The organism is Williamsia herbipolensis (assembly GCF_000964005.1).
In the GTDB taxonomy this organism is placed as follows: Bacteria; Actinomycetota; Actinomycetes; order Mycobacteriales; family Mycobacteriaceae; genus Williamsia_A; species Williamsia_A herbipolensis.
In genome coordinates this window covers 1-24,614 of sequence record NZ_JXYP01000028.1, presented here as the reverse complement: position 1 = coordinate 24,614, position 24,614 = coordinate 1, and the positions used below count along the sequence as shown (strand labels likewise).

The 24,614-nt window shown below is 69.5% G+C and carries 24 protein-coding genes; 18 read left to right on the top strand and 6 right to left on the bottom strand.

Going from position 1 to position 24,614, the window contains the following annotated elements:
• Nucleotides 1–6 precede the first annotated feature (6 nt).
• Nucleotides 7–1,512 (top strand): carboxylesterase/lipase family protein, encoded by a 1,506-nt coding sequence (locus tag TU34_RS15160; protein ID WP_045823823.1) that lies wholly within the window; start codon nucleotides 7–9, stop codon nucleotides 1,510–1,512.
• A 92-nt stretch (nucleotides 1,513–1,604) separates the two neighbouring features.
• On the opposite strand, the gene TU34_RS15155 is transcribed toward TU34_RS15160, so the two are convergent.
• Nucleotides 1,605–2,549, bottom strand: coding sequence for an oxygenase MpaB family protein (locus TU34_RS15155; protein WP_045823743.1), 945 nt, complete (start codon nucleotides 2,547–2,549; stop codon nucleotides 1,605–1,607).
• 100 nt (nucleotides 2,550–2,649) lie between these two features.
• On the opposite strand from TU34_RS15155, the gene TU34_RS15150 reads away from it, so the two are divergent.
• From TU34_RS15150 to TU34_RS15135, 4 genes are all read left to right on the top strand, one after another.
• A complete protein-coding gene (locus tag TU34_RS15150) occupies nucleotides 2,650–3,561 on the top strand; it encodes an o-succinylbenzoate synthase (RefSeq protein WP_420835191.1) in 912 nt (303 codons plus the stop codon).
• Nucleotides 3,562–3,633: 72 nt separating this feature from the next.
• The gene (locus tag TU34_RS15145; RefSeq protein WP_045823741.1) at nucleotides 3,634–4,971 is read left to right on the top strand and encodes a cytochrome P450; all 1,338 of its coding nucleotides are present in this window, start codon (nucleotides 3,634–3,636) and stop codon (nucleotides 4,969–4,971) included.
• A complete protein-coding gene (locus TU34_RS15140; protein ID WP_045823740.1) occupies nucleotides 4,968–5,576 on the top strand; it encodes a TetR/AcrR family transcriptional regulator in 609 nt (202 codons plus the stop codon). Before TU34_RS15145 ends, TU34_RS15140 begins: the two co-directional genes overlap by 4 nt.
• Nucleotides 5,577–5,673: 97 nt before the next feature.
• Nucleotides 5,674–6,531: an SDR family oxidoreductase gene (locus TU34_RS15135; protein ID WP_045823739.1), complete on the top strand. Its 858-nt coding sequence runs from the start codon at nucleotides 5,674–5,676 to the stop codon at nucleotides 6,529–6,531.
• Nucleotides 6,532–6,614: 83 nt separating this feature from the next.
• Here the strand turns inward: TU34_RS15135 and TU34_RS15130 are convergent, their stop codons facing one another.
• Nucleotides 6,615–6,926, bottom strand: a complete 312-nt coding sequence (locus TU34_RS15130; RefSeq protein ID WP_082080324.1) for a LuxR C-terminal-related transcriptional regulator — start codon at nucleotides 6,924–6,926, stop codon at nucleotides 6,615–6,617.
• A 160-nt stretch (nucleotides 6,927–7,086) separates the two neighbouring features.
• On the opposite strand from TU34_RS15130, the gene TU34_RS15125 reads away from it, so the two are divergent.
• Complete coding sequence (locus TU34_RS15125; RefSeq protein WP_045823738.1) at nucleotides 7,087–10,968, top strand: nSTAND1 domain-containing NTPase; 3,882 nt, start codon at nucleotides 7,087–7,089, stop codon at nucleotides 10,966–10,968.
• 16 nt (nucleotides 10,969–10,984) lie between these two features.
• Here TU34_RS15125 and TU34_RS15120 read toward each other — a convergent pair whose 3' ends face one another.
• Nucleotides 10,985–11,866 (bottom strand): universal stress protein, encoded by an 882-nt coding sequence (locus tag TU34_RS15120; RefSeq protein ID WP_045823737.1) that lies wholly within the window; start codon nucleotides 11,864–11,866, stop codon nucleotides 10,985–10,987.
• A complete protein-coding gene (locus TU34_RS15115) occupies nucleotides 11,863–13,278 on the bottom strand; it encodes an amino acid permease (protein WP_045823821.1) in 1,416 nt (471 codons plus the stop codon). The genes TU34_RS15120 and TU34_RS15115 overlap by 4 nt, the downstream gene beginning before the upstream one ends.
• Before the next feature lie 195 nt (nucleotides 13,279–13,473).
• On the opposite strand from TU34_RS15115, the gene TU34_RS15110 reads away from it, so the two are divergent.
• The 7 genes from TU34_RS15110 to TU34_RS23925 all read left to right on the top strand — a co-directional run bounded on the left by TU34_RS15110 (nucleotide 13,474) and on the right by TU34_RS23925 (nucleotide 18,780).
• Nucleotides 13,474–14,082: a hypothetical protein gene (locus TU34_RS15110; RefSeq protein WP_045823820.1), complete on the top strand. Its 609-nt coding sequence runs from the start codon at nucleotides 13,474–13,476 to the stop codon at nucleotides 14,080–14,082.
• The gene (locus TU34_RS15105) at nucleotides 14,079–14,732 is read left to right on the top strand and encodes a hypothetical protein (protein WP_045823736.1); all 654 of its coding nucleotides are present in this window, start codon (nucleotides 14,079–14,081) and stop codon (nucleotides 14,730–14,732) included. The genes TU34_RS15110 and TU34_RS15105 overlap by 4 nt, the downstream gene beginning before the upstream one ends.
• Nucleotides 14,729–15,334 (top strand): hypothetical protein, encoded by a 606-nt coding sequence (locus TU34_RS23930; RefSeq protein WP_052688960.1) that lies wholly within the window; start codon nucleotides 14,729–14,731, stop codon nucleotides 15,332–15,334. The genes TU34_RS15105 and TU34_RS23930 overlap by 4 nt, the downstream gene beginning before the upstream one ends.
• Nucleotides 15,331–16,059, top strand: a complete 729-nt coding sequence (locus TU34_RS15095; RefSeq protein WP_045823735.1) for a hypothetical protein — start codon at nucleotides 15,331–15,333, stop codon at nucleotides 16,057–16,059. Before TU34_RS23930 ends, TU34_RS15095 begins: the two co-directional genes overlap by 4 nt.
• 50 nt (nucleotides 16,060–16,109) lie before the next feature.
• Complete coding sequence (locus TU34_RS15090; RefSeq protein WP_045823818.1) at nucleotides 16,110–17,303, top strand: NAD(P)/FAD-dependent oxidoreductase; 1,194 nt, start codon at nucleotides 16,110–16,112, stop codon at nucleotides 17,301–17,303.
• A gap of 45 nt (nucleotides 17,304–17,348) precedes the next feature.
• On the top strand, nucleotides 17,349–18,044 hold the full coding sequence (locus TU34_RS15085) for a DNA alkylation repair protein (protein WP_045823817.1): 696 nt from the start codon (nucleotides 17,349–17,351) through the stop codon (nucleotides 18,042–18,044).
• Nucleotides 18,045–18,117: 73 nt separating this feature from the next.
• Entirely contained in the window at nucleotides 18,118–18,780 is a 663-nt protein-coding gene (locus TU34_RS23925) for a DUF8020 domain-containing protein (protein WP_045823734.1), read from the top strand.
• A 59-nt stretch (nucleotides 18,781–18,839) separates the two neighbouring features.
• On the opposite strand, the gene TU34_RS15075 is transcribed toward TU34_RS23925, so the two are convergent.
• Together TU34_RS15075 and mftR are read right to left on the bottom strand one after the other, a co-directional pair.
• Nucleotides 18,840–19,892, bottom strand: coding sequence for a ferredoxin--NADP reductase (locus tag TU34_RS15075; RefSeq protein WP_045823733.1), 1,053 nt, complete (start codon nucleotides 19,890–19,892; stop codon nucleotides 18,840–18,842).
• Between the two features lie 129 nt (nucleotides 19,893–20,021).
• Entirely contained in the window at nucleotides 20,022–20,609 is a 588-nt protein-coding gene (gene mftR / locus TU34_RS15070; RefSeq protein WP_420835189.1) for a mycofactocin system transcriptional regulator, read from the bottom strand.
• Nucleotides 20,610–20,788: 179 nt separating this feature from the next.
• Here mftR and mftA point away from each other — a divergent pair, with 179 nt between their 5' ends.
• The 5 genes from mftA to TU34_RS15050 are packed head-to-tail and all read left to right on the top strand — an operon-like array spanning nucleotide 20,789 to nucleotide 24,488.
• The gene (mftA, locus tag TU34_RS24650) at nucleotides 20,789–20,845 is read left to right on the top strand and encodes a mycofactocin precursor MftA (protein ID WP_408068809.1); all 57 of its coding nucleotides are present in this window, start codon (nucleotides 20,789–20,791) and stop codon (nucleotides 20,843–20,845) included.
• A gap of 1 nt (nucleotide 20,846) precedes the next feature.
• Complete coding sequence (gene mftB / locus TU34_RS15065; protein ID WP_045823731.1) at nucleotides 20,847–21,155, top strand: mycofactocin biosynthesis chaperone MftB; 309 nt, start codon at nucleotides 20,847–20,849, stop codon at nucleotides 21,153–21,155.
• A complete protein-coding gene (gene mftC / locus TU34_RS15060) occupies nucleotides 21,152–22,393 on the top strand; it encodes a mycofactocin radical SAM maturase (RefSeq protein WP_045823730.1) in 1,242 nt (413 codons plus the stop codon). Before mftB ends, mftC begins: the two co-directional genes overlap by 4 nt.
• A gap of 30 nt (nucleotides 22,394–22,423) precedes the next feature.
• Nucleotides 22,424–23,644, top strand: coding sequence for a pre-mycofactocin synthase MftD (mftD, locus tag TU34_RS15055; RefSeq protein ID WP_045823729.1), 1,221 nt, complete (start codon nucleotides 22,424–22,426; stop codon nucleotides 23,642–23,644).
• A gap of 31 nt (nucleotides 23,645–23,675) precedes the next feature.
• Nucleotides 23,676–24,488: a mycofactocin-coupled SDR family oxidoreductase gene (locus TU34_RS15050; RefSeq protein WP_045823728.1), complete on the top strand. Its 813-nt coding sequence runs from the start codon at nucleotides 23,676–23,678 to the stop codon at nucleotides 24,486–24,488.
• Nucleotides 24,489–24,614 lie beyond the last annotated feature (126 nt).

Sequence of the window (24,614 nt, the reverse complement as noted above, 5' to 3'; positions counted from 1 at the left end):
GAGACGATGACCGGTGTCCGCGTGTCCACGACGGCAGGTGTGGTGCGGGGTCGCCGCGTCCGCACCGGCGACGCCGAGGTGCATGCCTTCCTGGGCATCCCGTACGCGGGGCCGCTGGTCGGTGCCGCCCGATTCGCGGCGCCGAGCGCGGTCGAGCCCTGGGAGGGCGAACGTCCCGCGACAGAACACGGCCCGACCCCGCCGCAGGGGCCCTACCCGGCGCCCACCTCGGAGTTGCTGCCCAGCGTGATCGTCGACGGCGACGCATCGCTCAACCTGTCGGTGTGGACACCCGAACCGGGTACCGGTCGACTGCCGGTCATGGTGTGGATCCACGGCGGTGCGTTCACCCGCGGCACGCACCGGTTGCCCACCTACGACGGCGCCGCGTTCGCCCGCGACGGTGTCGTGGTGGTCGGGATCAACTACCGGCTCGGGGCGCTGGGGTTCCTGAGCCTCGCCGGGGCGCCCGACAACCGCGGACTGCGTGATCAGATCAAGGCCCTGGAATGGGTGCGCGACAACGTCGCCGCCTTCGGTGGCGACCCCGACCAGGTCACCGTGTTCGGCGAATCGGCGGGCGCGATGAGCATCGCGGCGCTGCTGTCGTCGCCGTACGCCGAGGGGTTGTTCCGTCGCGCGATCGTGCAGAGCGGCAACGCGGTGTCGGCGTCGGATCTGGGCGACGCGCGGCTCGTCGCGAGTGAGTTCACCGAGACGCTGGGCCTGCCGCCCACCGTCGTCGGTGTCGCCGACCTGCCCACCGACGCCCTGCAGAGGGCGCAGGACGCGGTGGGTCTCGCACTCGTCGGCGACCCGAACCCGAACCGGTGGGGCGCGAGCACCGTCGCTCGCGGACTCGGGGTGATGAGCATGTTCCCGACCGTCGACGGCGACATCCTGCCCGCGCTCCCCATCGATGCGATCCGCGCGGGGGCCGGCCGCGGTGTCGAGGTGCTCGCGGGCACGACACGGGAGGAGATGCGCTTCTTCCTCGTCCCCAGCGGCCTGGCCGCGGTGGTGACCGCTGAGATGCTGCCGGGGATCGTCGGTCGACTCGGCGTGGGATCCGATGCGGTGGCGACCTACACTCGCAACCGACCCGACGAATCGCCCGGTGACGTGATGTGTGCGATGTTCACCGACTACTCGTTCCGTTCCGGCACAGCCGATCTCGTCGACGCGATTGCGGCGCGAGACCAGTCGGCCTGGCAGTACGAGTTCGCGTGGCCCACCCCGGTCCGCGATCTGCGCGCCTGTCACGCACTGGAATTGGCCTTCGTCTTCGACAACCTCGGCGGATCGGCGCAGCTCACCGGCCCCACTCCGCCGCAGGACCTCGCCGACGACATGCACGCCACCTGGGTGCGGTTCGCCACCACCGGCGATCCGGGGTGGGACCGTGTCGGCGACACGCGCCCGGTGCGGACCTTCGGCGACGCGTCACTCGGTGCCGACGCCGTCGTGACCGATCCGCGGGCCGACGAGCTCGCGGTCTTCCGGCAGGGATGAGTCTGCGCCGACCGCGCCGATGAGCGAACGCGCGCCGAATGTCCCGACGCGCACCGAGCCGGGCGTGCGGGTGAACGGCGAGCGCGCGTCGGTCAGTGGTCGGCGCGGTTGTGCAGGGGGCGCGGGTCGATACCGGCCGCGGTCCAGGCCTCGTGGGCCCAGGGCGTGTAGAGCCACTTCTGCGGCAGTCGGTTCACGACGGGGTTGATCGCGCGCATGAACGCGGCGAATCGTTGGAACCGACGTTCCTGACGGGGTGACCAGTCCAGACGGCAGACCGCCCGCATCTGCTGCGGCAGTGTCCCGATGACGATCGTGCGCAGTGCGGAGTTCAGCGGCACCGACAGCACCCGCCAGACCGGCGCCGGTACTCGACGCGGTCGTGGAAGACCCTGTCGCAGATAGCCGGTCGCGTACACGATCGTCTTGTGCGGGACGAATCGTTTGCACATGCGATCCCAGTAGGCGCAGAACTCGTCGTAATTCTGGGGTTGGTCGCGGGCGCTGATCCCGTAGAGCGCGTACCAGGTCTTGCTCTCGTCGAAGATCCGGCACTTCTCCTCGTACGACAGGCGCCGGATGAAGGTGTCGGTCACGTAGAGCACCTGATCGACGAATGTCGCGTGCGCCCAGTAGAACAACTCGGGATTGAGCGCGTGATACCGCGACCCGTCGCTGATGGTGCCCTTGATGTCGCGGTGGAAATCACGCACCGTCGCACCCCAGTGCTGTGCGTCGGCGGCATAGACCGTGCGCATGATCGGCGGTCCGGTGCGTCGTGCCCGACCGAGGAAGTCGTCGAAGATCACCGAGTGGTCGGCGACGCCCTGTCCGAGCTGTTCGATGCAGTTCTCGGTGCCGGCGAGTCGCTGGATACCCAGCAGTCCGCGCATGTCGCCGTAGAACTTCCAGATCAGGGTGTCCGGACCGAGGCGTGTCGCAGTGGGTGACTGCGCGCCCCCATCGGCGAGCACCGGTTCCGCCTCGCGGATCCGTGTGTCGAAGTCACTGCGTGCCGAGGCCACACCGTCGCTCATGAGACGAATCCTAGCATTCGTCTCATGTGGCAGCGTGGGCGGTGTGAACATCCCCCCGGTCGAGGCGATCCTCGACACCGCGGTCGTCGTGGCCCTCCCGATGCGGCAACGGTTCCGCGGCATCACCGTGCGCGAGGCCCTGCTGTTCGAGGGCCCCCGGGGCTGGGGGGAGTTCGGTGCGTTCACCGAATACGACGACGCCGAGGCGGCGTGGTGGCTCGCCGCCGGCATCGAGGCCGCACACCAGGGTCCTCCCGCTGCATTGCGCGACGAGGTGGCGATCAACGCGACCGTGCCGGCGGTCGCGGCCGACGAGGTGGCGGCGATCCTGGCTCGTCACCCCGGCGTGACGACGGCCAAGGTCAAGGTGGCCGAACCCGGTGACACCCTCGACGACGAGGTGGCGCGCATCGAGGCCGTGCGCGCGGTCGTGCCGACCGTCCGGGTTGACGCGAACGGGAAATGGTCGGTGTCGCAGGCGATCACCGCGATCCGTGCGCTGGGTGAGCTCGAGTACGTCGAGCAACCGTGTGCGTCGATCGAGGAACTGGCCGCCGTGCGCGCCGCGGTCACGACCCGCATAGCGGCCGACGAGAGCATCCGTCGTGCCGAGGATCCGCTGCGTGTGGTGCGTGCCGGGGCGGCCGATGTCGCGGTCCTCAAGGTGGCGCCCCTCGGGGGCATGCGCCGTGTACTGGCGCTCGCCGAACAGATCGACCTCGACATCGTGATCTCCAGTGCGCTCGACACCGCCGTCGGGATCTCGGCGGGGATCGCGACCGCGGCCGCCCTGCCGACCGCCCCGCCCGCGTGCGGTCTCGGCACCGGGAGCCTGTTCGAGGTCGACGTCGCGGCGACGCCGCCGTCGGTCGGGGGAGTGCTCGCGACCCCCACCGTCGTGCCCGACGGACGCGCCCCGTTGGCTGCGCAGCACCGTCGCGACTGGTGGATCGACCGGGTCCGCCGGGTGCACGCTCTGCTCGCCGACGGCCATCCGGCCGCGCGGTCGTGATGTGACCCAGTAGACATTCGCCGGGCCCAAAGATACAGTTGCTGGTATCTGTTCCAATGGAGGTGCACAGCGATGACAACGGTTGACTCGGACGTCCCGGCCGGAAGCGAACTGAAGAAGGTGCCGTTCTCGACCCGCAGCGGTATCGGGACGGTGCTCGGAATGCGCCGCGACCCCTTCGGTTTCCACGAGAAGCGCGTCGCCGAGTTCGGCGAGGTGTCCGGCATGAGCGCGTTCGGCCGCAAGTGGGTCGTCGCGTCCGGTCCCGAGGCGGCCGAGGAGGTGCTGATGAACAAGAAGCGCTCCTTCGCCAATGCGCCGGCGTGGTCGTACCTCATCGGCCCGTTCTTCAACCGCGGTGTGATGCTGATGGACTTCGAGGAGCACCGCAGCCATCGGCTCATCCTGCAGCAGGGTTTCAGCCCGGTCGCGATCCGGCAGTACATGGATCTCATGCAGCCGATGATCGCCAAGCGGATGCAGGACTTCCCGACCGGGAAGATCCTGCTGTTCAAGGAGTTCAAGGCCCTCACCCTCGACGTCGCGCTCGAGGTGTTCCTCGGACTCGAACTGCCCAAGGCCGAGGCCGACCGCATCAACGGTGCCTTCCTCGACACCGTGCAGGCCGGTGTCGCCGTGATCCGCAAGCCGGTCCCCGGCACGCGGTGGTGGAAGGGGATCCGCTCGCGCAAGATCCTCGAGGAGTTCTTCTACTCCCACATCCCCGCCAAGCGGGCCACCGCGACCCCCGACCTGTTCTCGGTGCTGTGTCACGCGGAAAGCGAAGAGGGCGCGACGTTCTCCGATGAGGACATCGTGAACCACATGATCTTCATCCTCATGGCCGCGCACGACACCTCGACGATCTCGATGACCCAGATGTGCTACCGCATGGCGAAATCGCCGGAGTGGCAGGCGAAGGCACATGAGCAGTCGATGACCCTCGACTCCGAACTCACCTACGACGACCTCGGATCGCTGACCGTGCTCGACGCGGTGTTCAAGGAGTCGCTGCGCATGTGCACCCCGGTGCCCGCACATCCGCGGATGGCCGTGGCCGACACCGAGATCCAGGGCTACTTCGTGCCCGAGGGGTCGATGGTGACGGTGCCGTCGCTGTTCAACCACTACGACGAGCGCATCTACACCGACCCGTGGACCTTCGATCCGGAGCGCTTCGGACCCGACCGCGCGGAGGACAAGAAGTTCCGCATGGGGTGGAGCCCCTTCGGCGGTGGCGTGCACAAGTGCATCGGCCTCTACTTCGGGCAGATGGAGATCAAGACGATCATGCATCAGCTGGTCCGCGACTTCGAGTGGTCGGTCCCCGCCGACTACGAGATGCCGATGGACTACAGCTCGCTGCCGATCCCGAAGGATCGGCTCCCCGTCACCCTGCGCCGCCGGTGAGCTCGGACGTCTCGGCGTCCGGTCGCAAGACCCGCAACACCGACAGTCCGGGCGACCAGGAGGACGCGATCCTCTCCGCCGCGGCCGCGGAGTTCACCGAGACCGGTGTGCGGCGCGCCTCGGTCGACGAGATCGCCAAGCGCGCGGGCGTCAGTCGCAGCACGCTGTACCGACGGTTCCCGAACAAGGAGTCGCTGCTGCTCGCGGTCGCGACGCGTCTCTATCAGGACGGGATGCACGCGCTGGAACTCTCGATCACCGGGCTGTCGCCGAAAGAGGCCATCGCCGAGGCGTTCTCGGTCGGGGCGCAGCTGATCCAGAAGGATCCGCTGATGCATCGCCTCGTGATCGAGGACGCCGACATGAAGGGCATCACGTCATCGTCGGTGACGTCGATGTTCATCGACGCGGTCACCGACCGCACCGTCCGCGCGTTGCGCAGCGTCGGTGCGACGCGTCCCGATCCCGACCTGCGCGATGCGGTCGAGATCGTGGTGCGGTTGGTGATCTCGCAACTGGAGGTCCCGGCGTCGGACCCGATGAAGCAGGAGCCCGAATGGGTCCGTGCCTTCGCGGCCACGCACCTCGCGCCGATGATCTGGTGACCTGCCGAACCTGACCCGCCGGTCCCACCGGACGACCGCACCCTCACCCACCCCACCGCGCGCGACGCGTCGTCGCGCGCCGAACAAGGAGTCACCCATGGCACGTAGGAACAAGAAGACGACCGACGTACGCGGCCTCGTCATCGCGATCACCGGCGCCGCCCGCGGCATCGGGTTCGAGACGGCGACCTGGCTGCGCGACCTCGGCGCGACCGTCGTCATCGGCGACATCGACACCGACGCGGTCGGCAAGGCGGCCGCCGATCTCGGTCACGACGGTTTCTCCCTCGACGTCACCGACCCGGCCTCGTTCGCCGCGTTCCTCGACTCCGCCGAGGCCGCCGCGGGACCCATCGACGTCCTCATCAACAACGCGGGCATCATGCCGACCGGTCCGCTCCTGAGTTACGACCTCAACGTCGTCAAGCGCAACTTCGACATCGACCTGCTCGGTGTCGTCATCGGCACCCAGGAGGCGGCCAAGCGGATGATCGCGCGCGGTGGCGGCCAGATCATCAACATCGGATCGGTGGCCGGCCGGCTGCCCGTGCCCGGACTCACCATCTACAACGCCGCGAAGGCGGGCGTCATCGTCTTCTCCGAGGCGTGCGACAACGAGCTGTCGCCGCAGGGCGTCCGGGTGAAGACCGTCAACCCGACGTTCACCCGCACCGCACTCATCTCCGGGATCACCACGAACCGTTTCGTGCAGACCGTGGGACCCGAGCAGGTCGCCGAACAGGTCGTCAACAGCATCGAGGGCACCAAGACCCACCTCACCGTCCCGCGGTCGATGGCATGGGTCCACGCGAACGCGGTGATGCCGCCGGCGATGAAGCGCTCCTCGAGCAAGCTGACCGGGATGGACCGCATGTTCCTCAGCTACGACGACGTGGAGCGTGCCGAGTACCTCAAGCGGGTCAACGGCGTCCCCGCCGCCCCCGGCAAGTCCTGACCGCAGGCACCATCGCGACAGACGAGGCCCCCTTCCGGACATCGGGAGGGGGCCTCGTCTGCGTGTGCGTCAGCGCCGGAGCGTCACCACTGATCGAGGGTGGTGTACCCGTCCTGGATCGCTCGGGCGAACAGGTTGGCCTTCGAGCGCGCCGGACGACCGGCGGCGGTGTACTTCGCGCGGATACGCGTCAGGTGGGTGTTGACCGTCGATGCGGTGATGTAGAGGCGCTCGGCGGCCTCGGCCTTCGAGTCCGCGGCCAGCCAGCCGAGGAGCACCTCGATCTCGCGGCGCGAGAGCGCCGGGCGGTCATCGGTGACGACGCGCAGGGTGCGCTGGGGCCGGTGCGCCTCCGCGCTGGAATCCTGGTCGTCGAAGTCGTGAGCGACGGACATGGGTACGATCCTCCCGATTGTTCTGCTGCACACATGTGCGATGGGGAAATGATCCTTCGAGGTCGTTCGAGGCGCCAGCCGGACGCTTGTTTGACGCCAAGTCCATACGAAGGTCCATACGTCTCCTGCGGGAACGCTGCACGTCAGGGGAGGGTGGGTCATGAGACCAGACGATGTCCGTACACGTGAGGACCTCGCCCGCGCCCTCACCGAGATCCGCTCGGCGGCCGGTCTCTCGATCCGTGAGACCGCGGCGCGGGCGGGGGCCCTGACCCCCACGGTGGGCGGGTGGTTCTCCGGCCAGCACGCCCCGACGGCGTCGAGCGAGCCCGTCCTGCGCAAGGTGCTGGAGGTCTGCGGTGTCGAGGGGCCCGAGGACCAGGCGCCGTGGATCGCCGCCGCCGAACGCGCCCGCCGACCGGGTGGACGACGGGCGGCGTCCACCCCCACCCCGTATCTCGGGTTCGCCGCCTTCGGCGTGGAGGACCACGACTGGTTCTTCGGGCGTGAGGACATCACCGATCTCGTGATCGGCACCGTCCTCGAGCAGGCCGACCACCCGACGGCGACGATGCCGGGCGCCGACCGCATGCCGATCGTCACCCTGATGGGTCCGTCGGGCGCGGGCAAGTCGTCGGTGCTGCGGGCCGGACTGCTCGCCCAGATGGAGACCGAGAGCGGTTTCGCGGGCTGGCGGCACCTGCTGATGACCCCTGGCGCCGACCCCGTCGGATCCCTCGAGGCCGCGATTGCGGAGCTGCCGCCGGGCGACGGTCCGGTGCTCCTCGCCGTCGACCAGGCCGAGGAGGTGTGGACGCTCTCCGACGACGTCGCCCGCCGCAGCCGGTTCGAGGCGGGTCTGGTCGAGCTGAGCACGCAGTGCGAGGTACTGGTGGTGGTCGCCACGATGCGCGCCGACTTCTACGGCGTCCTGGCCTCCCTGCCCCGGTTCACGCGCCCGCTGCAGAACGCACACATCCTGGTACCAGCCCTCGCGGAGAGGCAGGTTCGTGAGGTCATCCTCGAACCGGCTCGGGTGGCCGGACTCCAGGTCGCCGACGACCTCGTCGACCTCCTGCTGAGCGATGTTCGTCCCGGGGCCGCGGGGATCGGTGCGGGGTCGCTGCCGCTGCTGTCGCACGCGCTGCTGTCGACCTGGACGCAGTCGGACAAACGGACCCTCACCGTCGGCGACTATCTCGCCACCGGTCGGATCAGCGGCGCGGTGGAGCAGACCGCCGAGCGGGTGTACGCCGAACTCGACTACGCCGAGAAGGGCGTCGCGCGACGTCAGCTGCTCGCCATGGCCCACGTCGACGAGGACTCCGCGTCACGCCGCCGGGCACCACTGTCCGAACTCGGGTTCCCGCCGAACGTCGAACTGCCCGAGACGCGGCGAGACGTCCGAGAACGACGCGCGGCCGCTGTTCTCGACCGGTTCGCCGCCGCCCGACTGGTCACCGTCGGCGACACCTACGCCGAGGTCACCCACGAGGCGCTGCTGTCGGCGTGGCCACGCCTGCGCCAGTGGATCTACGAGGATCGTGACAACCTGCTCGAGCACCGACGCCTGCAGGCGGTGCTGGCGGTGTGGTCCAACGCCGACGAGGCCCCCGAGCTGCTCCCGTACGGCGGTCGCCTGGACCTGTTCAACGAGTTCGCGCGGTCGCCGGAGAACGGTGCGCGGATCAGTGCGGACGAACAGCGCTTCCTCGATCTCGCCAACGCCCGCAGCGTCCGCCTGCAGTCGGTCGATCGCCGACGCATCCGACAGCTCCGCACCTACGCCGCCGCCGCGACGGTGTTCGCGGTCGTCGCGATGCTGGCCGCGGTGGTCGCCGTCGTCGCCCGCACCGACGCCGTCGACCAGAAGGAGACCGCCGAGACGCTACGGCAGGACGCGTTGTCGACGCGCCTCGCGGTGCAGTCCGACCAGCAGCGCCTCATCGACCCCGCGTTGTCGATGCAGCTGGCCATGGTCGCCTACCGCATCTCGCCGACGGTCGAGGCGCGATCGGCACTGATCGACAACACCGCCGCGCCCATCCCGACCCGACTGCTCACCGCCGAGGGGCCCGCCAAGGTCGCGGCATCCCCCGACGGATCGCTCGTCGCGGTCGTCGGCTCCGACGACCGCATCCGGCTCTACCGCACCGGCTCCCGGGGGATCGACCGACAGATCGCGACCTTCGGAGCCGGACGGAAGGACACGCCACTCAGTGGCGTCGCCTTCGGCGCCGACTCCCGGCAGCTGTTCGTCGGGGGCGGCGACACCCTGACTCTGTGGGACCTGTCGAATCCGGCCAACCCCCGGGTCACCACCGATGCCCCGCCGGTCAGCGGTGTCATCCGCGACGTGGCCGTCAACCGCCGGGGGAATCTCCTCGCGGTCGCCGTCGACGGCGCGGGGGTGCTCCTGTTCCGGCTCTCGGCGGCCATCCCGGCGAGCTCGTCGCCGGCTGCGTTGGTCTCGCGGACACGCTGGGACCCGGTGCGCATGCCCGCCGATGCGGTCGGCGACGGCACAACGGTCGCGTTCTCGCCGGACGGGCGCCACCTCGCCGCGGCCAGCGGCAAGAACCGGTTCGACATCTATTCCCTCGACACTCCGAGCCCGGGCATCGTCGCGTCGGTGGGTCTACCCGGCGCGAAGAACGTCGCCGCGACCGACACGGCGTTCTCCCCGAACGGCGACCTGGCCGTGGGCATCAACAGTCGAGACATCAAGACCTACTCGATGGTTGACCCCACACGGCCGTTGCTGCAGCGCGACTTCGATTCATTCGAGAGCTATGTCAACGGCGTCGCGTACAGTGCCGACGGCCGATACCTGCTCGGAGCGAGCTCGGACAACACCACCCGCGTCTTCGACCTGACCGGCGGTGAGGACACCCGGGTGCTGCGCAGCGGGGCCGTGGTCGATTCCGCGGTGTTCGTGGGGAACACCGTGGTCGCGGCGTCGGAGGACGGGACGCTGAAGGTGTGGCCGTCCGGGCATCCGTCGGTGCAGGCGAGCGTCGCCGAGACCTTCAAGTTGGCACCTGACGCGAACGGAACCCACTTCGTCACGCATTTCGCTGCGGAGGACGGTTCGCTCAGTCAGTGGGCGGTCGGCCCAGGTGCCGTGATTAGCCGACGCGGACCGTCGGTTCCCCCTCCGCCGGGCCAGACCTTCGGCACCCTGTCGCTCACCGGCGACGGCACCACCGCGGCGGTCGGTTCGGCCGACGGCGAACTCTACGTTGTCGATTTCGCCGATCCGGCTCGCCCGCAGGTTGTCGGCTCGACCCCCATGGGCCTTCCCGGACTCACTGAGACCGTCGACGTCAGCGATCGATCCCGTCTCGCGGTGGCCGGCACGGTGGCGTCCACCTCGCTGGTCGTCATCGACATCGCCGACCGTTCGCGGCCCCGTCGAGTGTCGGGGGTGGACGTCGGCTCGGGAATGGTGTGGGCGACGTTGTCGTCGGACGGACGACGTGCGATCGTCGCGACCCTCACCGGGGATGCGGTTCTGGTCGATCTGACCGATCCGGCGAAGCCCGGCATCCTGTCCAAGACGCGGTTGTTCGCCTCGTACGCGCTCGCCGCTCGATTCAGTCCGGATCAGCGCCATGTGGTCGTCACCTCGTCGACGAAGGAGGTGAAGATCCTCGACATAGGCAACCCGCGGGCCCCGGTGGTGACCGATACCATCACCGGCCCCGGAAGCTCTCTCTACAGTGGGGCGTTCTCGCGCGACGGCACGCGGGTCGTCGCTGCCGGAGCCGACGGCAAGGTGTGGATCTGGGATGTGCGCAAGCCGGGCCAGGCGCAGGTGAGGGCGCAGCTGCAGGCGTACCCGGGCCGCATCTACGACGTGGTGTTCGGGCCTGACGACCGCACGGTTCTGGCGGTGGGTGCTCGCGGCGTTGTCCAATCGTGGCTGGTCGACCCCGACGCCATTGTGGAACAGGTCTGCGCGTCGGGCACGGCGCCGATCACCGAGGCCGAGTGGTCACGGTTCCTCCCGGTCGACACCTACCGACCGACCTGTCGCTGACGGGCCCAGCCGCTCGTCAGCCGGGCAGCACGATCGTGGGAACCGTTGCGCCGCCGAGGATCCGGGTCGCGGTCGATCCGAGGAAGACGCGCTTGACGCCGCTGCGCGGGGTGGTGCCCAGCGCGAGCACCTCCCCGGCGGGCCAGTCGACGGCGGCGAGGGCGGCCGCGTAATCGGTGCCGGTGGCGACGACGGTCTCGGTGTCGGCGTCGACGACGCCGGACGAGACCAGCCGCGTCAGAGCGACACCCGCCTGTTCTCGCCATGCGGCGAGCACGCCGCGTTCGGCACCGAGACCGACCTCGGGCGGATACATGTCGGTCGGCGCGACGCCGAAGCTGGCCACCCGCAGGCGAACCCCGGCGTCGGCCGCCATCTCCGCGGCGCGGGCGACGGCCTGGTTGCCCTCCGACGTCGCCGAGTAGGCGCACGTGATGCCGGCGATGCCCGGTCGATCGGGCGCCACCTCGTGTCCGGGCGGGGCGAGCGCGAGCGGGATCTCGCTGGAGTGCACCATCCGCCCCGTCGTCGAGCCGAGCGTGATGTGGCCGCCGGTCTGGCGTCGGGTGCCCATCACGAGCATCGTCGCGCCGAGTCGGCGGGTGGCGGTGGCCAGGGCCGCGCTCACCGACCGTTCGGCGACGCGGTGCACCGTGACCGCCGTCGGGACCGGGTGCCGTTCCAGGGCGGCGCGTGCCGACGATTCGGCATCGTCGCCCAGACGTTGTGCGTAGGCGGCGAACTCGGCGTCGACCTTGGCCATCGACGGCACCGACCAGGGGCGGGGGAGCGCGATCACGACGGCCAGGTCGCGCCGCAGCGACCGGCACAGCTCGGTCGCCAGCGCGAGACCGGCCTCGCCGCCGACCCCCGGTCGGTACCCGACGACGACGGTCACGGCGCGGCCTGCAGGGGATCGGGACGGCCGGTGTTGAGTGCGGAGTGGTGACGCCCCCACACCAGGTAGAACACGAGCACCGCCGACACCCACAGTCCGAAGAACACGAAGGTGTACCAGTGCAATCCGTAGAGGATGTAGCCGCACGCGGCGATGGCGAGTATCGGGGTGAGTGGGTAGAGCGGCACCCGGAACGGTCGGTCCAGATCCGGTTCGCGGCGACGCAGGATGATCACCCCGAGGCTCACCACGATGAAGGCGACGAGGGTGCCGATCGACACCATGTCGGCGAGGTAGTCCAGCGGGATGAAGCCGGCGAGGATCGCCACGACGATCGCGACGACGATGGTGTTGTTCACCGGGGTCAGGGTCCGCGGGTTCACCCGGGTGAAGAACTCTGGCAGCATGCCGTCGCGACCCATCGCGAACAGGATGCGGGTCTGGCCGTACAGCGTCACGAGGGTGACCGAGAAGATCGAGATGACCGCACCCGCGGAGAGGACCAGCGACGGCCAGGTCGCCCCGGTGACGTTGTTGAGGATCTGGGCGAGGCCGGCGTCCTGCTGGGCGGCGAACTCGCTCGACGGCTGGGCCGCGACGGCGGCCAGTGACACCAGCACGTAGACGAGGACGACGGTGATCAGCGCCGCGATCAGCGCGCGCGGCATAGTCCTCTGCGGATCCTTCACCTCCTCGCCGGCGGTCGAGATGGTGTCGAGTCCGATGAAGGAGAAGAAGATGGTGCCCGCCGCGAGGGTCACCCCGTGCGCCCCGTCGGCGAAGAACGGCGTCAGGTTGTCGTCGTTGAACGCGGTGAAGGCGATGACCGCGAACATCGCGAGGACACCGATCTTGATGAACACCATGATCGCGTTGGCGCGGGCCGATTCGCTGGCCCCGCGGATCAGCAGGATCGCGCACATCCCCACGAGGATCATCGCCGGGAGGTTGATCGCGCCGGGATCGTCGTCGAAGGGTGCCGCGGTGAGGGCGTGCGGGATCTGCGGTATGTGCAGGTCGCCGAGGAGTTCGTTGAGATAGCCACTCCAGCCGACCGACACCGCTGCCGTCGACACCCCGTACTCGAGGAGGAGGCAGCCGGCGACGGCCATGCCGGCGAACTCGCCGAGGGTCGCGTAGGCGTAGGAGTAGGTCGACCCCGAGACCGGCACCGACGACGCCATCTCGGCGTAGCAGAGCGCGGCGAGCCCGGCGGCGATACCCGCGAACACGAACGAGATGATGACCGACGGTCCGGCCTCGGGCACGGCCTCGGCCATGACGAAGAAGATGCCGGTGCCGATGGTCGAGCCGATGCCGAAGCTCGCGAGCTGCACGGTGGTGATGTTCCGCTTGAGGCCGGTGTCGGCCTCGGCCTTCCATCCGGTGGGGATCGGTTTGCGGCGCAGCAACGTCGCGCGCGTGAGGGGTGCGGGGTGGGGTGATCGTGTGGCCACTGCGACTCCTCCGACGGGAAGCTCGACGACGGTCGAGAGACCATCAAAGCATCGCGGGGACGTCGGCGCGGTGTGGATGCGACAGTGGGTGCGCCCCGCGCCGCTACTCTTGGCGCGGGGTCGGTACCGCAGGTGGGCGTGGAGGTGATCGTGGCGCGTTCGTCTCGTTCTGCCCGCCGACAGGCTCGACACGAGTTGTCGGCGGCACGTCGGGACCTCGACCGACTCCTCGGCACCGGCGATCCGCACGCCCGCACCCCCCGATGGTTTCTCGCCGCGGGTGTCCTCGTGGTCTCGCTCGTGATCGCCACGTTCGTCGTCCTCGTGGTGCGGGGGACACAGACCGTGTACCGCGACACCGACTTCACCACCGCCGCGCAGACCACCGTGTCGGCGCTCCTGCTGCCCGACGCGCGGGACCCCGATCGCGCGCGGCAGATCCTGGACGCCTCGACCGGGTCGTTCCGCGACGAGTTCGCGCAGTCGACCGGCGCCTACCGCACCCTCGTGACCCGTCTCGGCACCGTTGCGACCGGCAGTGTCGACGGAGTCGCGCTGGCCGGTCGTGACGGCGACACCGCCGAGGTCCTGGTCACCGCCGTGGTCCTCACCCGTTCCGGGACAGGCGAATCCACCCCAGGAGAGGCGGACACGGCGACGGCGCCGAATCGCTTCCGACTCATGGTGCGCATCGAACCCGACTCGAGCACACCGAACGCGGGCGAGCTGAAACTGTCGCGCGTGGAGTTCCTCCCGTGACCCCCGTGACCCCCGTGACCGCCGTCGGGTCCCGGCTGTCGCTGCCCGGCGCGGTGATCGCGGCGGGTGCGGCTGCGGTGTGGCTCGGGGCGTTGGTCGGGTGGGCCCCGTGGTGGGTGTCGTCGGTCGTGACGGTCGTCGCTGTCGCGGCCGTCGTCGTCGGCATCGGTTCGGTGTCCCGCCGACGTCGGAACCTGCTCGCGACAACGACTCTCGTGCTCGCGGTGACCCTCGCAGCGGTGGTCGCGGTGAGCGCGACGCACCTTGTCGACCGACGTGCGGTCGATCGCGCGGCCGACACCGCGTCGCGCGACGCCGGGCCGCTGGTGTGCCGGGTCGTCGACCGCGGAACCGATGCCGCCCGTGCCGCGGCCCTCGATGCCGCCACCGCCGATCTGGCCGACCGACTGCGGTCGGGCGCGGGCGCCCTCGACGGCCCGCAGCCGTCCGGTGCCGACGTCACCGCCGGGTGCGTACCCGTCGAGACCGGAGTCACCGCCGTGTCCGGCGAGGGTGCGGATGTGGTGGTCGCGGTGAACGTCACCGAGCGGCAGGGGACCGACACGTCCACGGTGGGAAGGGTTCTCGCCGCGCACCTGCGCCGCGTGGACGATCGCTGGCGGGTCGCGACGCTGGAGGTGCTGCGGTGAGCGCATCCGAATCGGCCCGGGTCACCGCCGCGCGCGAACGCCTGGAACGAGCCGAGGCCGCGGTGGCGGCGACGGAGGTCGACACGGGGCCGGGGCGATCGAGCGACGATGGTGGCACTCGGCGCACACGCCGCGTCGCGGTCCTGATCGCGATCGTCGTGGTGGTCGCCGCGACCGTCGCGGGGATCGTCGTCTGCGTCTTCTCGGTCCGGGCCGACGACGAACGCGGCCGGGCCGAGGCCGTGGTCGTCGCGACGCGCGCGGCCGTGGCCACGGTGCTCACCGCCGACCCCGCCGACCCCGAGCGGTATCTCGCGTCGGTCCGCCGGGTGAGCAGCGGGGATTTCCTCCGCAGGATCGACGGTTCGGCCGCCGAGATCACCGCAGCGGTTGCGGCACAACGGCTACCGGGTACCGGACAGGTCGTCGCGGCCGGCGTCGTCGGCGATGCGGCTCGATCCCCGGTCGACCTGCTCGTCGTCGCCGAGGCCACCAACCCCGCGCTGCTCGGTGGATCGGCGACCGACGGACGACTCGTGCTCGACGTCCGCATGATCCACGGCGCGCGCGGGTGGACCATCGACCGGGCGCAGCTGCGATGACCGCCGCCACATCGGCGTCGACCCCGACCCGCGCCGCCCGGGGCGTGATCTGCCTGGCCGCGGTCGCGGGCATCGTCTCCGCGCTGGTCGTCCTCGGTGCGCCGACCTGGGTGTGGCCGCCCGCGGTCGCCGTCGCGCTCGGGGTGCTCGCGCACCTGTGGACCGGTGTCGTGCGGCGGCACCCGTCAGATCAGGGCCCCATTGATCGGGTCCCCGTCCACCGACGCGATGCGGTGGTCGCGGCCGTCGCGCTGGTGGCTCTGGCGACCACCCTCGCGGGCGCGTCGTTGCGCCCCACCCGCGACGACGCCGGACCCGATCCGACCCTGCTCGGAGCGGCGCGGTCGACGATGACCGCGCTGTTCGACTTCGGCCCGGCCGATTTCGCCGCCGACCCCGCCACCCGCCGCGCCGCACGGATCACGCCGCTGCTGACGGGCCGGTTGCTCGCCGACTACCGCAGCCAGGGACCGAATGTCGCGCTGGCCTCGGCTGTCGAGACCGGCGCCTCGTCGTCGATCGCCGTGACCGGGGTCGGGGTCGCCCCGGCCGCCACCACCGGAGGCCAGACCATGCGGCTGTTGGTGTTCGCCACCCAGACGATCGACATCCCCACGGCCTCACCGTCACGCGCCACGGTGCCGATCGCGCGGTGGGTCGTGATGCGTAGAGTCGGAGACGGGTGGCGCATGGCCGATCTGTACCCCGTCGGTGTCGATGGATGAGCCGATGGTCGGGTGAGCCGTGCGCACGCCCCCGATTCGAGGAGACGCGCATGAGCGGTGGAGTGGTCGTTGTCGGTGCGGGACTCGCGGGTGCCCGTCTCGCGGAAAACCTTCGGCAGGCGGGATTCTCCGACGCCATCACGCTGATCGGTCGCGAGGAGCACATCCCGTACGACCGTCCGCCGCTGTCGAAGGCCGTGCTGCGCGGCGACCGTGACCTCGTGGAACTCAAGCCCGAGCAGTGGTACGCCGACAACCACGTCACCCTCACCCTGGGCGTCGAGGTGACCGACGTGGACCCCGAGGCCCGCACGGTGTCGGTCGGCGGCGGCGTCACCGTCGACTACGACTCCCTGGTGTTGGCAACAGGTCTCGACCCGCGCATGCTCCCGGGGACCGCGGATCTGACCGGCGTGCACGTGCTGCGCACCTACGACGACGCCGTCGCCCTGCGCGCCGCGGCGACCGAGGGCGCGCGCGTGGTGGTCGTCGGGGCCGGCTTCATCGGGTGCGAGGTCGCCGCGAGCCTGTCGACCGCCGGCGCGACGGTGACCATCGTCGAACCCGCCGAGACCGCGCTGAACGCGGCGCTCGGACCGGTGATCGGCAAGCGGGTGGAGAAGCTGCACACCGACCGCGGCGTCACCGTGCGCACCGGGGTCGGTGTCGACGAGATCGTCGCCGAGTCCGGTCGCGTGACCGCGGTCGCGCTCGACGACGGCACCCGGATCGAGACCGACATCGTGGTCCTGGGCATCGGGTCCACCCCGATGACGGGACTCGCGGAGTCGATCGGTCTCGATCTCGCCGATCGCGCGCACGGTGGTGGGATCGCCTGCGACGCACGGGGGGCGACGTCGGTCGACGGGATCTACGCGCTCGGCGACGTCGCCATCTGGTCCGACGAGTCGGGCGTGTTCGGCCACCGGGTCGAGCACTGGAATCACGTGGTGGAGCAGGCGAAGGTGCTCGCCGACACGCTCGTCGGGGGCGACCGGGCCTCGACGACCCCGGTGGTGCACTACTTCTGGACCGACCAGTTCGACATCAAGATCCAGTGCCTCGGTACCCCCGCCGCCGACGACGACGTGCACATGATCGACTCCGACGGCGACAAGTTCCTCGCCTATTTCAGTCGCGACGGCGTGCTCACCGGCGTCCTGGGTGCGGGCCGCGCGGGCGCGGTCATGAAGATGCGCGCCACCGTCGCCGCCGACACCCCGATCGCCGACCTCATCTCCTAGGACCGCAGCGCGGTGGTCGCCGATCGGGTGGACGCGCCATCGGTGATGGCCGCGGTCGATGCCCTCGCCGACCCCGAGCGGGCCGCCGGGTCGGCGCGGTTCTTCAAGTCCGGTCCCGGGCAGTACGGCGAGGGGGACCGATTCGTCGGGGTACCGGTGCCACGGTTGCGCTCCCTGGTGGCGTCGTTCCGCGGCCTCGATGCGCGCGGAGTCGTCGACCTGCTCGACAGTCCGATGCACGAACACCGACTGATGGGCCTGTTCCTGCTGCGCGACGGCTTCGAGCGCAGCGACACCGAGGCCGCGCGGCGGGACTGGGTCGAGCTCTATCTCGACGCCGTCACACGCGGCCGGGTGAACAACTGGGATCTCGTGGACAGTTCCGCCGATCCGATCCTCGGCGTGTGGCTCCTCGACCGTCCGCGGGACCTGCTGGGGCGGTTCGCCTCCGACGACGACCTGTGGTGTCGACGCGTCGGCATCGTCGCCACGTTCGCGTTCATCCGGCGGGGTGACCCCTCGGCGCTGTACGAGATCGGGCCGCTGGTCGTCGCCGATCGCCGCGATCTCATCCAGAAGGCGTTCGGCTGGATGCTGCGGGAGGCCGGGAAACGGTGCGATCGAGACGAACTGGTGCGTTTTCTCGAGACCCATGCTGCCGCGATGGGTCGCACCGCACTGTCGTACGCGACCGAGCACCTCGATGCCGATCACCGTGCCGCGCTGCGGGCGATGCGATAGTTCGCGCCGCGTCCCCACCGGCGCTCGTCGCGTCGGATAACATCCGATCCGAGGGTATGTCTGAGGGGGAATCATGCGGGGTGGACTCGTGCATGTGACCGGGCGGGCGGGTTCGATCGCCGCGCTCGTGGTCACCGCGGTCGTGGCGGTGTCCGGTGGCGCGACGGCGGTGGCGAACGCCGACCCGGTTCCGAGCTACCGGGTGACGGTCGGACAGGGCGGTGCGATGACGTCGACGCTGTCCGGCGCCGCGTTCACGCGCACGCCCGATGGCCTCGTCGTCACCGACGGCCGCGGTCGCGCCATCGACCGCGTCCCCGCGTCGATCCCGCTCGACGGGGTCGATGTCCCGATGCGGACGACGGTCGCCGCGGACGGTCGTAGCGCGACGATCGCACCGGACCTCACACCGACGGTGACCGCCGCGATCAAGCGGGGCGCCCACCCGGTCTCGGCGCGCAAGGACCGCGCCTACTACGCCATGCTGTTCCACGTCGCGAACGGACTCAACCGTGCGGGCACCGTGTCGGCCGCCGCCGGAGCGGGTGTCGGCACGGTCGTGGGTGCCGCGGTGGGGCTCGTCGTGGGCTGTTCTGTCCTCGGTGCCTGTCTCCTGATCATCCCCGCGGCCGCCGCCGGTGCCGCGATCGGCGCGACCGTGGCCGGCGCGATCGGCACGCAGTACGGCGACCCGAAGGCCGCGCAGTCCGTGCTGACCTGGCTCACCACCCGCTGAGCTGTCGGCTCGGAATTCGCGCCGGCGGGCCGGCTCAGAATTCGCGCCGGCGGGCCGGCTCAGAATTCAATCGTGAGGTGGTCTGAGGTGGGGCGGGCCTGGCAGCCCAGGATGTAGCCGTCGTCGATGTCCTCCTGATCGAGGGCGCCGACATGGGCCATCTCGACGGTGCCGTCGACGACGGTGCATGCGCAGGAACCACATTCGCCCTCACGGCACGAATACGGCACGTCGAGTCCTGCGGCCATCATGATGTCGACGAGTGTCTGGCTGCGGGGCCACGAGAGTTCGTGGACGGTGCCGTCGAGCGCGACCGACACCGACGCGGCGTCAGCGGTCTCCTCGGCACTGACGACGGCGACGTCGGGATCGTCGAACGGGTCTCCGGACAGCGAGGTGAAGACCTCGGCGTGGACCTGCTTGTGGCCGAACCCGGCGTCGGCCAGCGCGGTGTGCACGGCGTCCATGAACGGTCCGGGTCCGCACATGTACGCGTGGTGGGCGGCGTAGGGACGCAGCAGCGCGGTCAGCGCGGCGACTCCCGGCAGACCCTGGACGGTCTCGAGCCAGTGGATGACGGTGAGGCGCTCCGGGTGCGCGGCGTGCAGGGTCCGGATCTCCTCGGCGAAGATCACGTCGTCCTGGCTGCGGTTGGCGTAGAACAGCACCACCGGTCCCGATCCGGTCGCGAGCGCGGCCTTGAGAATCGACACGATCGGCGTGATGCCGCTGCCCGCGGCGAGCAGGAGCAGAGGTGTGTCGAGGTCGGCGGGGGTGAAGACACCCGACGGTGGGAGCACCTCGACCTCGTCGCCGGGGGAGGCGTTGTCGCACAGCCAGTTCGACCCGTATCCGTCGGCGGTGCGTTTGACGGTCACCTTCGGCTTGGCGTCGGTCGTCGGCGACGACGCCAGCGAGTAGCACCGCGCCACCGATCCGGTCCGGTCGCTGGGGATCCGCAGCGTGAGGAACTGGCCGGGCTTGTAGCCGAAGCGGTCGGTGTGCTCGGCGGGCACGTCGAAGACGAGCGACCGGGCGTCGGCGGTCTCCTCGATCACCTCGGCGATCGTGAGGACGACGCTCCTGGTGCTGTGGGGCGTGATCGCCGTCATCGGCCACCTTTCTCGCAAAATGAGAACACGTTCTAGTTTTGAGGGTACCCACCGTGCGGTGGCATCCGCCACCGGCGGTTCGCGGGCCCGATCGACCCGAGCGCCGACGACCACCGCCGGCGCCGTCGACTACAGCGCCCGCAGACCCCGACCGAGAATACGGCTGCCGTCGGTCAGCAGGGCTGCGAGGTCGGCCGCGGGGTCGGTCAACCACTGCTCGTAGGCAGCGAGTGCCACGCCCAGCATCAGCCACCCGGCGGTCTGCGGGAGGTGGTCGTCGCGCGACGCCCCGGTGCGCCGCGCCACGAAGTCGGCGATCACGTCGCGCCACCCGGTGTACATCAGCATCGAATGTGCCTGCAGCGCAGGTACCTCCAACAGGAGCCGCATGCGACGCCGATGGCTGTCCAGATGATCTGCGTCGACGCGGTTGAACTCGACCAGCGCCGTCTGCAGGGCGACGGCGACGGGCAGGTCGTCGCCGAGCGCGTCGAGGTGGGTGCGCATCGCCTCGAGGTGCACGTCGAAGTCACCCCAGGGGATCGCGTTCTTCGACGGGTAGTAGCGGAACAGGGTACGGCGGGCGATCCCCGCGGCCTCGGCGACATCGTCGACGCTCGTCTCGTCGAATCCCCGGCGGGTGAAGAGGTCGATCGCGACCTCGCTGATCACCGCACGCGTGGTACTCGGACGGCGTCCGAGCTGCGGAGACACCACGCCCACACCTTTCGCCGCGTCCGAATCCGTGCGAGTGATCGCTCGGGTCTAGCTTTTCTGCACTCGGTGCCATTATAGTCCGACGTGACCTACGTCACCATCGAGAGGACATCATGAGCGAGAACACCACCGTCCCGTCCGCCGACGTCACCGCGCCTGTCACCGACGACGCAGAACTCGTGACCGAGAGTCTTGTCGAAGAGGTCTCGATCGACGGCATGTGCGGCGTCTACTGACATGACGGCCGCCGTCACGACCGAGAAGTTCGATCTGAGTGCCCCCTGGATGCTGAATCCCAGTGTGGCGCTGCGACCGGAGCCGTTCGGGGCGTTGCTGTACCACTTCGGGACGCGCAAGCTGTCGTTCCTGAAGAACCTGACGGTCGTCGACCTCGTGCGGTCGCTCGCCGACCACGCGAGTGCCGAGTCGGCGCTCGCCGCGGCGCCGATCGCCGACGCCGATCGCCCCCTCTACCTCCAGGCGCTCACCTCGCTCGCGGCGTCCGCGACGATCGTGCCCGCCGACCTTTCCCGGGAGTCCGCATGACCGCCACGCTCGACCGCCCCGCACCGGCACCGGTGGGCCGCCTCGTCGATCAGTTCGAGAAGGGGCTCGATGCCCCGATCTGCCTGACGTGGGAGCTCACCTACGCCTGCAACCTGTCGTGTGTGCATTGTCTGTCGTCGTCGGGAAAGCGTGATCCGCGCGAACTGAGCACCGAACAGTGCAAGGCGATCATCGACGAGTTACAGCGGATGCAGGTGTTCTACGTGAACATCGGCGGCGGTGAGCCGACGGTCCGTTCGGATTTCTGGGAGCTCGTCGACTACGCGACGTCGCACCAGGTGGGGGTGAAGTTCTCCACCAACGGTCTCAAGATCGACAAGGCCGTCGCCGCGCGGCTCGCGGCGTCGGACTACGTCGATGTGCAGATCTCGCTCGACGGTGCGACCGCCGAGGTCAACGACGCCGTGCGCGGGCCGGGGTCGTTCGACATGGCCATCCGCGCGTTGGAGAACCTCGCCGAGGCCGGCTTCTCCGACGCGAAGATCAGTGTGGTCGTCACCCGCCACAACGTCTCCCAGCTCGATGAGTTCAAGGCGATGGCCGACAAGTTCGGTGCAACGCTGCGGATCACGCGCCTGCGGCCGTCGGGTCGTGGCGCCGATGTGTGGGATGACCTGCACCCGTTGCCGTCTCAGCAGCGTGAGCTCTACGCCTGGCTCGTGGCGCACGGCGATGGTGTGCTGACCGGCGATTCGTTCTTCCACCTCGCGGCGTTCGCCGAGCCGGGACAGGGCGGACTTCCCGGTCTGAATCTGTGCGGCGCCGGTCGCGTGGTGTGTCTGATCGACCCGATCGGCGACGTCTACGCCTGCCCGTTCGCGATCCACGAGAACTTCCTCGCGGGGAACATCCTGTCCGACGGCGGTTTCCGGACCATCTGGCAGCAGTCGGATCTGTTCTTGGAGCTCCGCGAACCGCAGAACGCCGGTGCGTGCACGAAGTGTGCGCACTTCGATGCCTGCCGCGGTGGCTGCATGGCGGCGAAGTTCTTCACCGGCCTGCCGCTCGCCGGTCCGGACCCGGAATGCGTGCAGGGGTTCGGTGAGCAGTTGCTCGCCGGCGACCGCACGGCCCCGACGGCGAACAAGGACCACTCCCGCGGTGTGCCCCTGACGCTGATGACTCGGCCCGCTCACTCCGTTCCCGGCGCCGGGATGACTCGGCCCCCGAGCCGCGACTGCGACGAGAATCCGCTCGCCGGTTTCGCGCCCGTCTGACTCCGCCGTACACGAAAGTAGTTGATCCACATGGTCAATCCCTGGTTCGAGACCGTCCTCGAGGCGCAGCGCCGCGCGAAGAAGCGGCTGCCGAAGTCGGTGTACTCATCGCTGGTGGCCGGCAGCGAGAAGGGCATCACGCTGCACGACAACGTCGAGGCGTTCGGCGAGATCGGTTTCGCCCCGCACGTCGTCGGCGCGCACGCCGAGCGTGAGCAGGCGACATCGATCATGGGCCAGGAGATCTCGATGCCCGTCCTCATCTCGCCGACGGGAGTGCAGGCCGTCGACAAGGAGGGGGAGGTGGCCGTCGCCCGTGCTGCGGCGGCCCGGGGCACCGCGATGGGGCTGTCGAGCTTCGCCAGCAAGCCCATCGAGGACGTGACCGCGGTCAACGACAAGATCTTCTTCCAGGCCTATTGGCTGAACTCGCGTGAGGACATCCTCAAACGCGCCGAACGCGCTCGCGCGGCGGGCGCGAAGGGGCTGATCGTGACGACAGACTGGTCGTTCTCGATGGGCCGCGACTGGGGTTCGCCGGAGATCCCCGAGAAGGTCGACCTCAAGGCGCTGCTGAAGTTGGCGCCCGAGATCGCGATGCGTCCGCGCTACGCGTGGGACTGGTTCAACAGGGGCAAGCCGATCATCCCGGACCTCACCGCTCCCAACGTTGTCGACAAGGGGCAGACCGGCCCCACGTTTTTCGGTGCCTACGGACAGTGGATGGCGACCGCGCCACCGTCGTGGGAGGACCTCGCGTGGCTGCGTGAGCAGTGGGGTGGGCCGTTCATGGTCAAGGGCATCACCCGTCTCGACGACGCGAAACGTGCGCGCGACATCGGTGCCACGGCGTTGTCGGTGTCGAATCACGGTGGCAACAACCTCGACGGCACGCCGGCCACCATCCGGATGCTGGGACCCATCGCCGACGCGGTCGGCGGCGACATGCAGGTCCTGCTCGACGGCGGCATCCGTCGCGGCAGCGATGTCGTCAAGGCCCTCGCCCTGGGCGCCGACGCGGTGATGATCGGCCGGGCCTATCTGTGGGGTCTGGCCGCCAACGGTCAGACCGGCGTCGAGAACGTCCTCGACATCCTGCGCGGCGGCATCGACTCCGCCCTGATGGGGCTGGGTCGCAAGAGCATCCACGAGCTGACCCGCGGCGACATCATCATCCCCGAGGGATTCGAACGTCGTTTCGGTGACACCACCGACCGGGAGACCGCCGACGTCTCCGCGGAAAGAAACTAGAACACGTTTCAGTTTGGGGTAGTCTGACGCGATGGGACGTTTCGACGGCAAGGTCGTCTACATCACCGGTATCGCCCGTGGGCAGGGTCGGAACCATGCGATCCGTTTCGCCGAGCAGGGTGCCGCGGTCATCGGCCTCGACATCGCCGGGCCGGTGGCCGATCACACGACCTACCCGCACGCGACCGCCTCCGACCTCGCCGAGACCATCGCCGCGGTCGAGGGCGTGGGCGGCAAGATCCTTGCGCGCCAGGGCGACACACGCGACCTCGCCTTCCAGGAGCAACTGGTGGCCGACGGGGTCGAGCAGTTCGGGTCCATCGATCTCGTCATCGCGAACGCCGGCATCCTCACCTGGGGCCAGTCGTGGGAGCTCACCGAGGCGCAGTTCGCCGACGTGATGGACGTGAACGTCGGCGGTACGTGGAAGACCCTCCGGGCGACCCTGCCGACGATGATCGCCGCGGGCAACGGTGGCTCGATCGTGGTGGTCAGTTCGTCGGCGGGCCTCAAGGCCATGCCGCTGCAGGCCTCGTACACCGCCTCGAAGTTCGCGCTCACCGGTATGGCGCAGACGGTGGCGAAAGAGGTGGGGGAGTACAAGATCCGGGTCAACACCATCCACCCCTACGCGGTCGACACCCCGATGGCGTTCGAGGACACCTCCGCCCAGCACGCCTTCACCATCGAGAAGTACCAGCCGCATTTCGCGCCGATCCTCAACGAACCGTTCTTCTCCACCCGCGACGAGGTGACCTCGCTCGTGATGTACCTGTGCAGCGACGACGCGCGCACCATCACCGCGTCCACCTTCTCGATGGACCAGGGGAGCGTGAAGGTCTAGATGTGATGTCCAGGGAGGTTGTCCCGCCTCGCGGCGGTGAGTCGGGCTGACGGAAGAAGGCCCCCGGGTGTGAAGTGGAGCTGTCTAGTTCACCGCTTCACCACCAGGAGGCCTTCGTGTCCCACG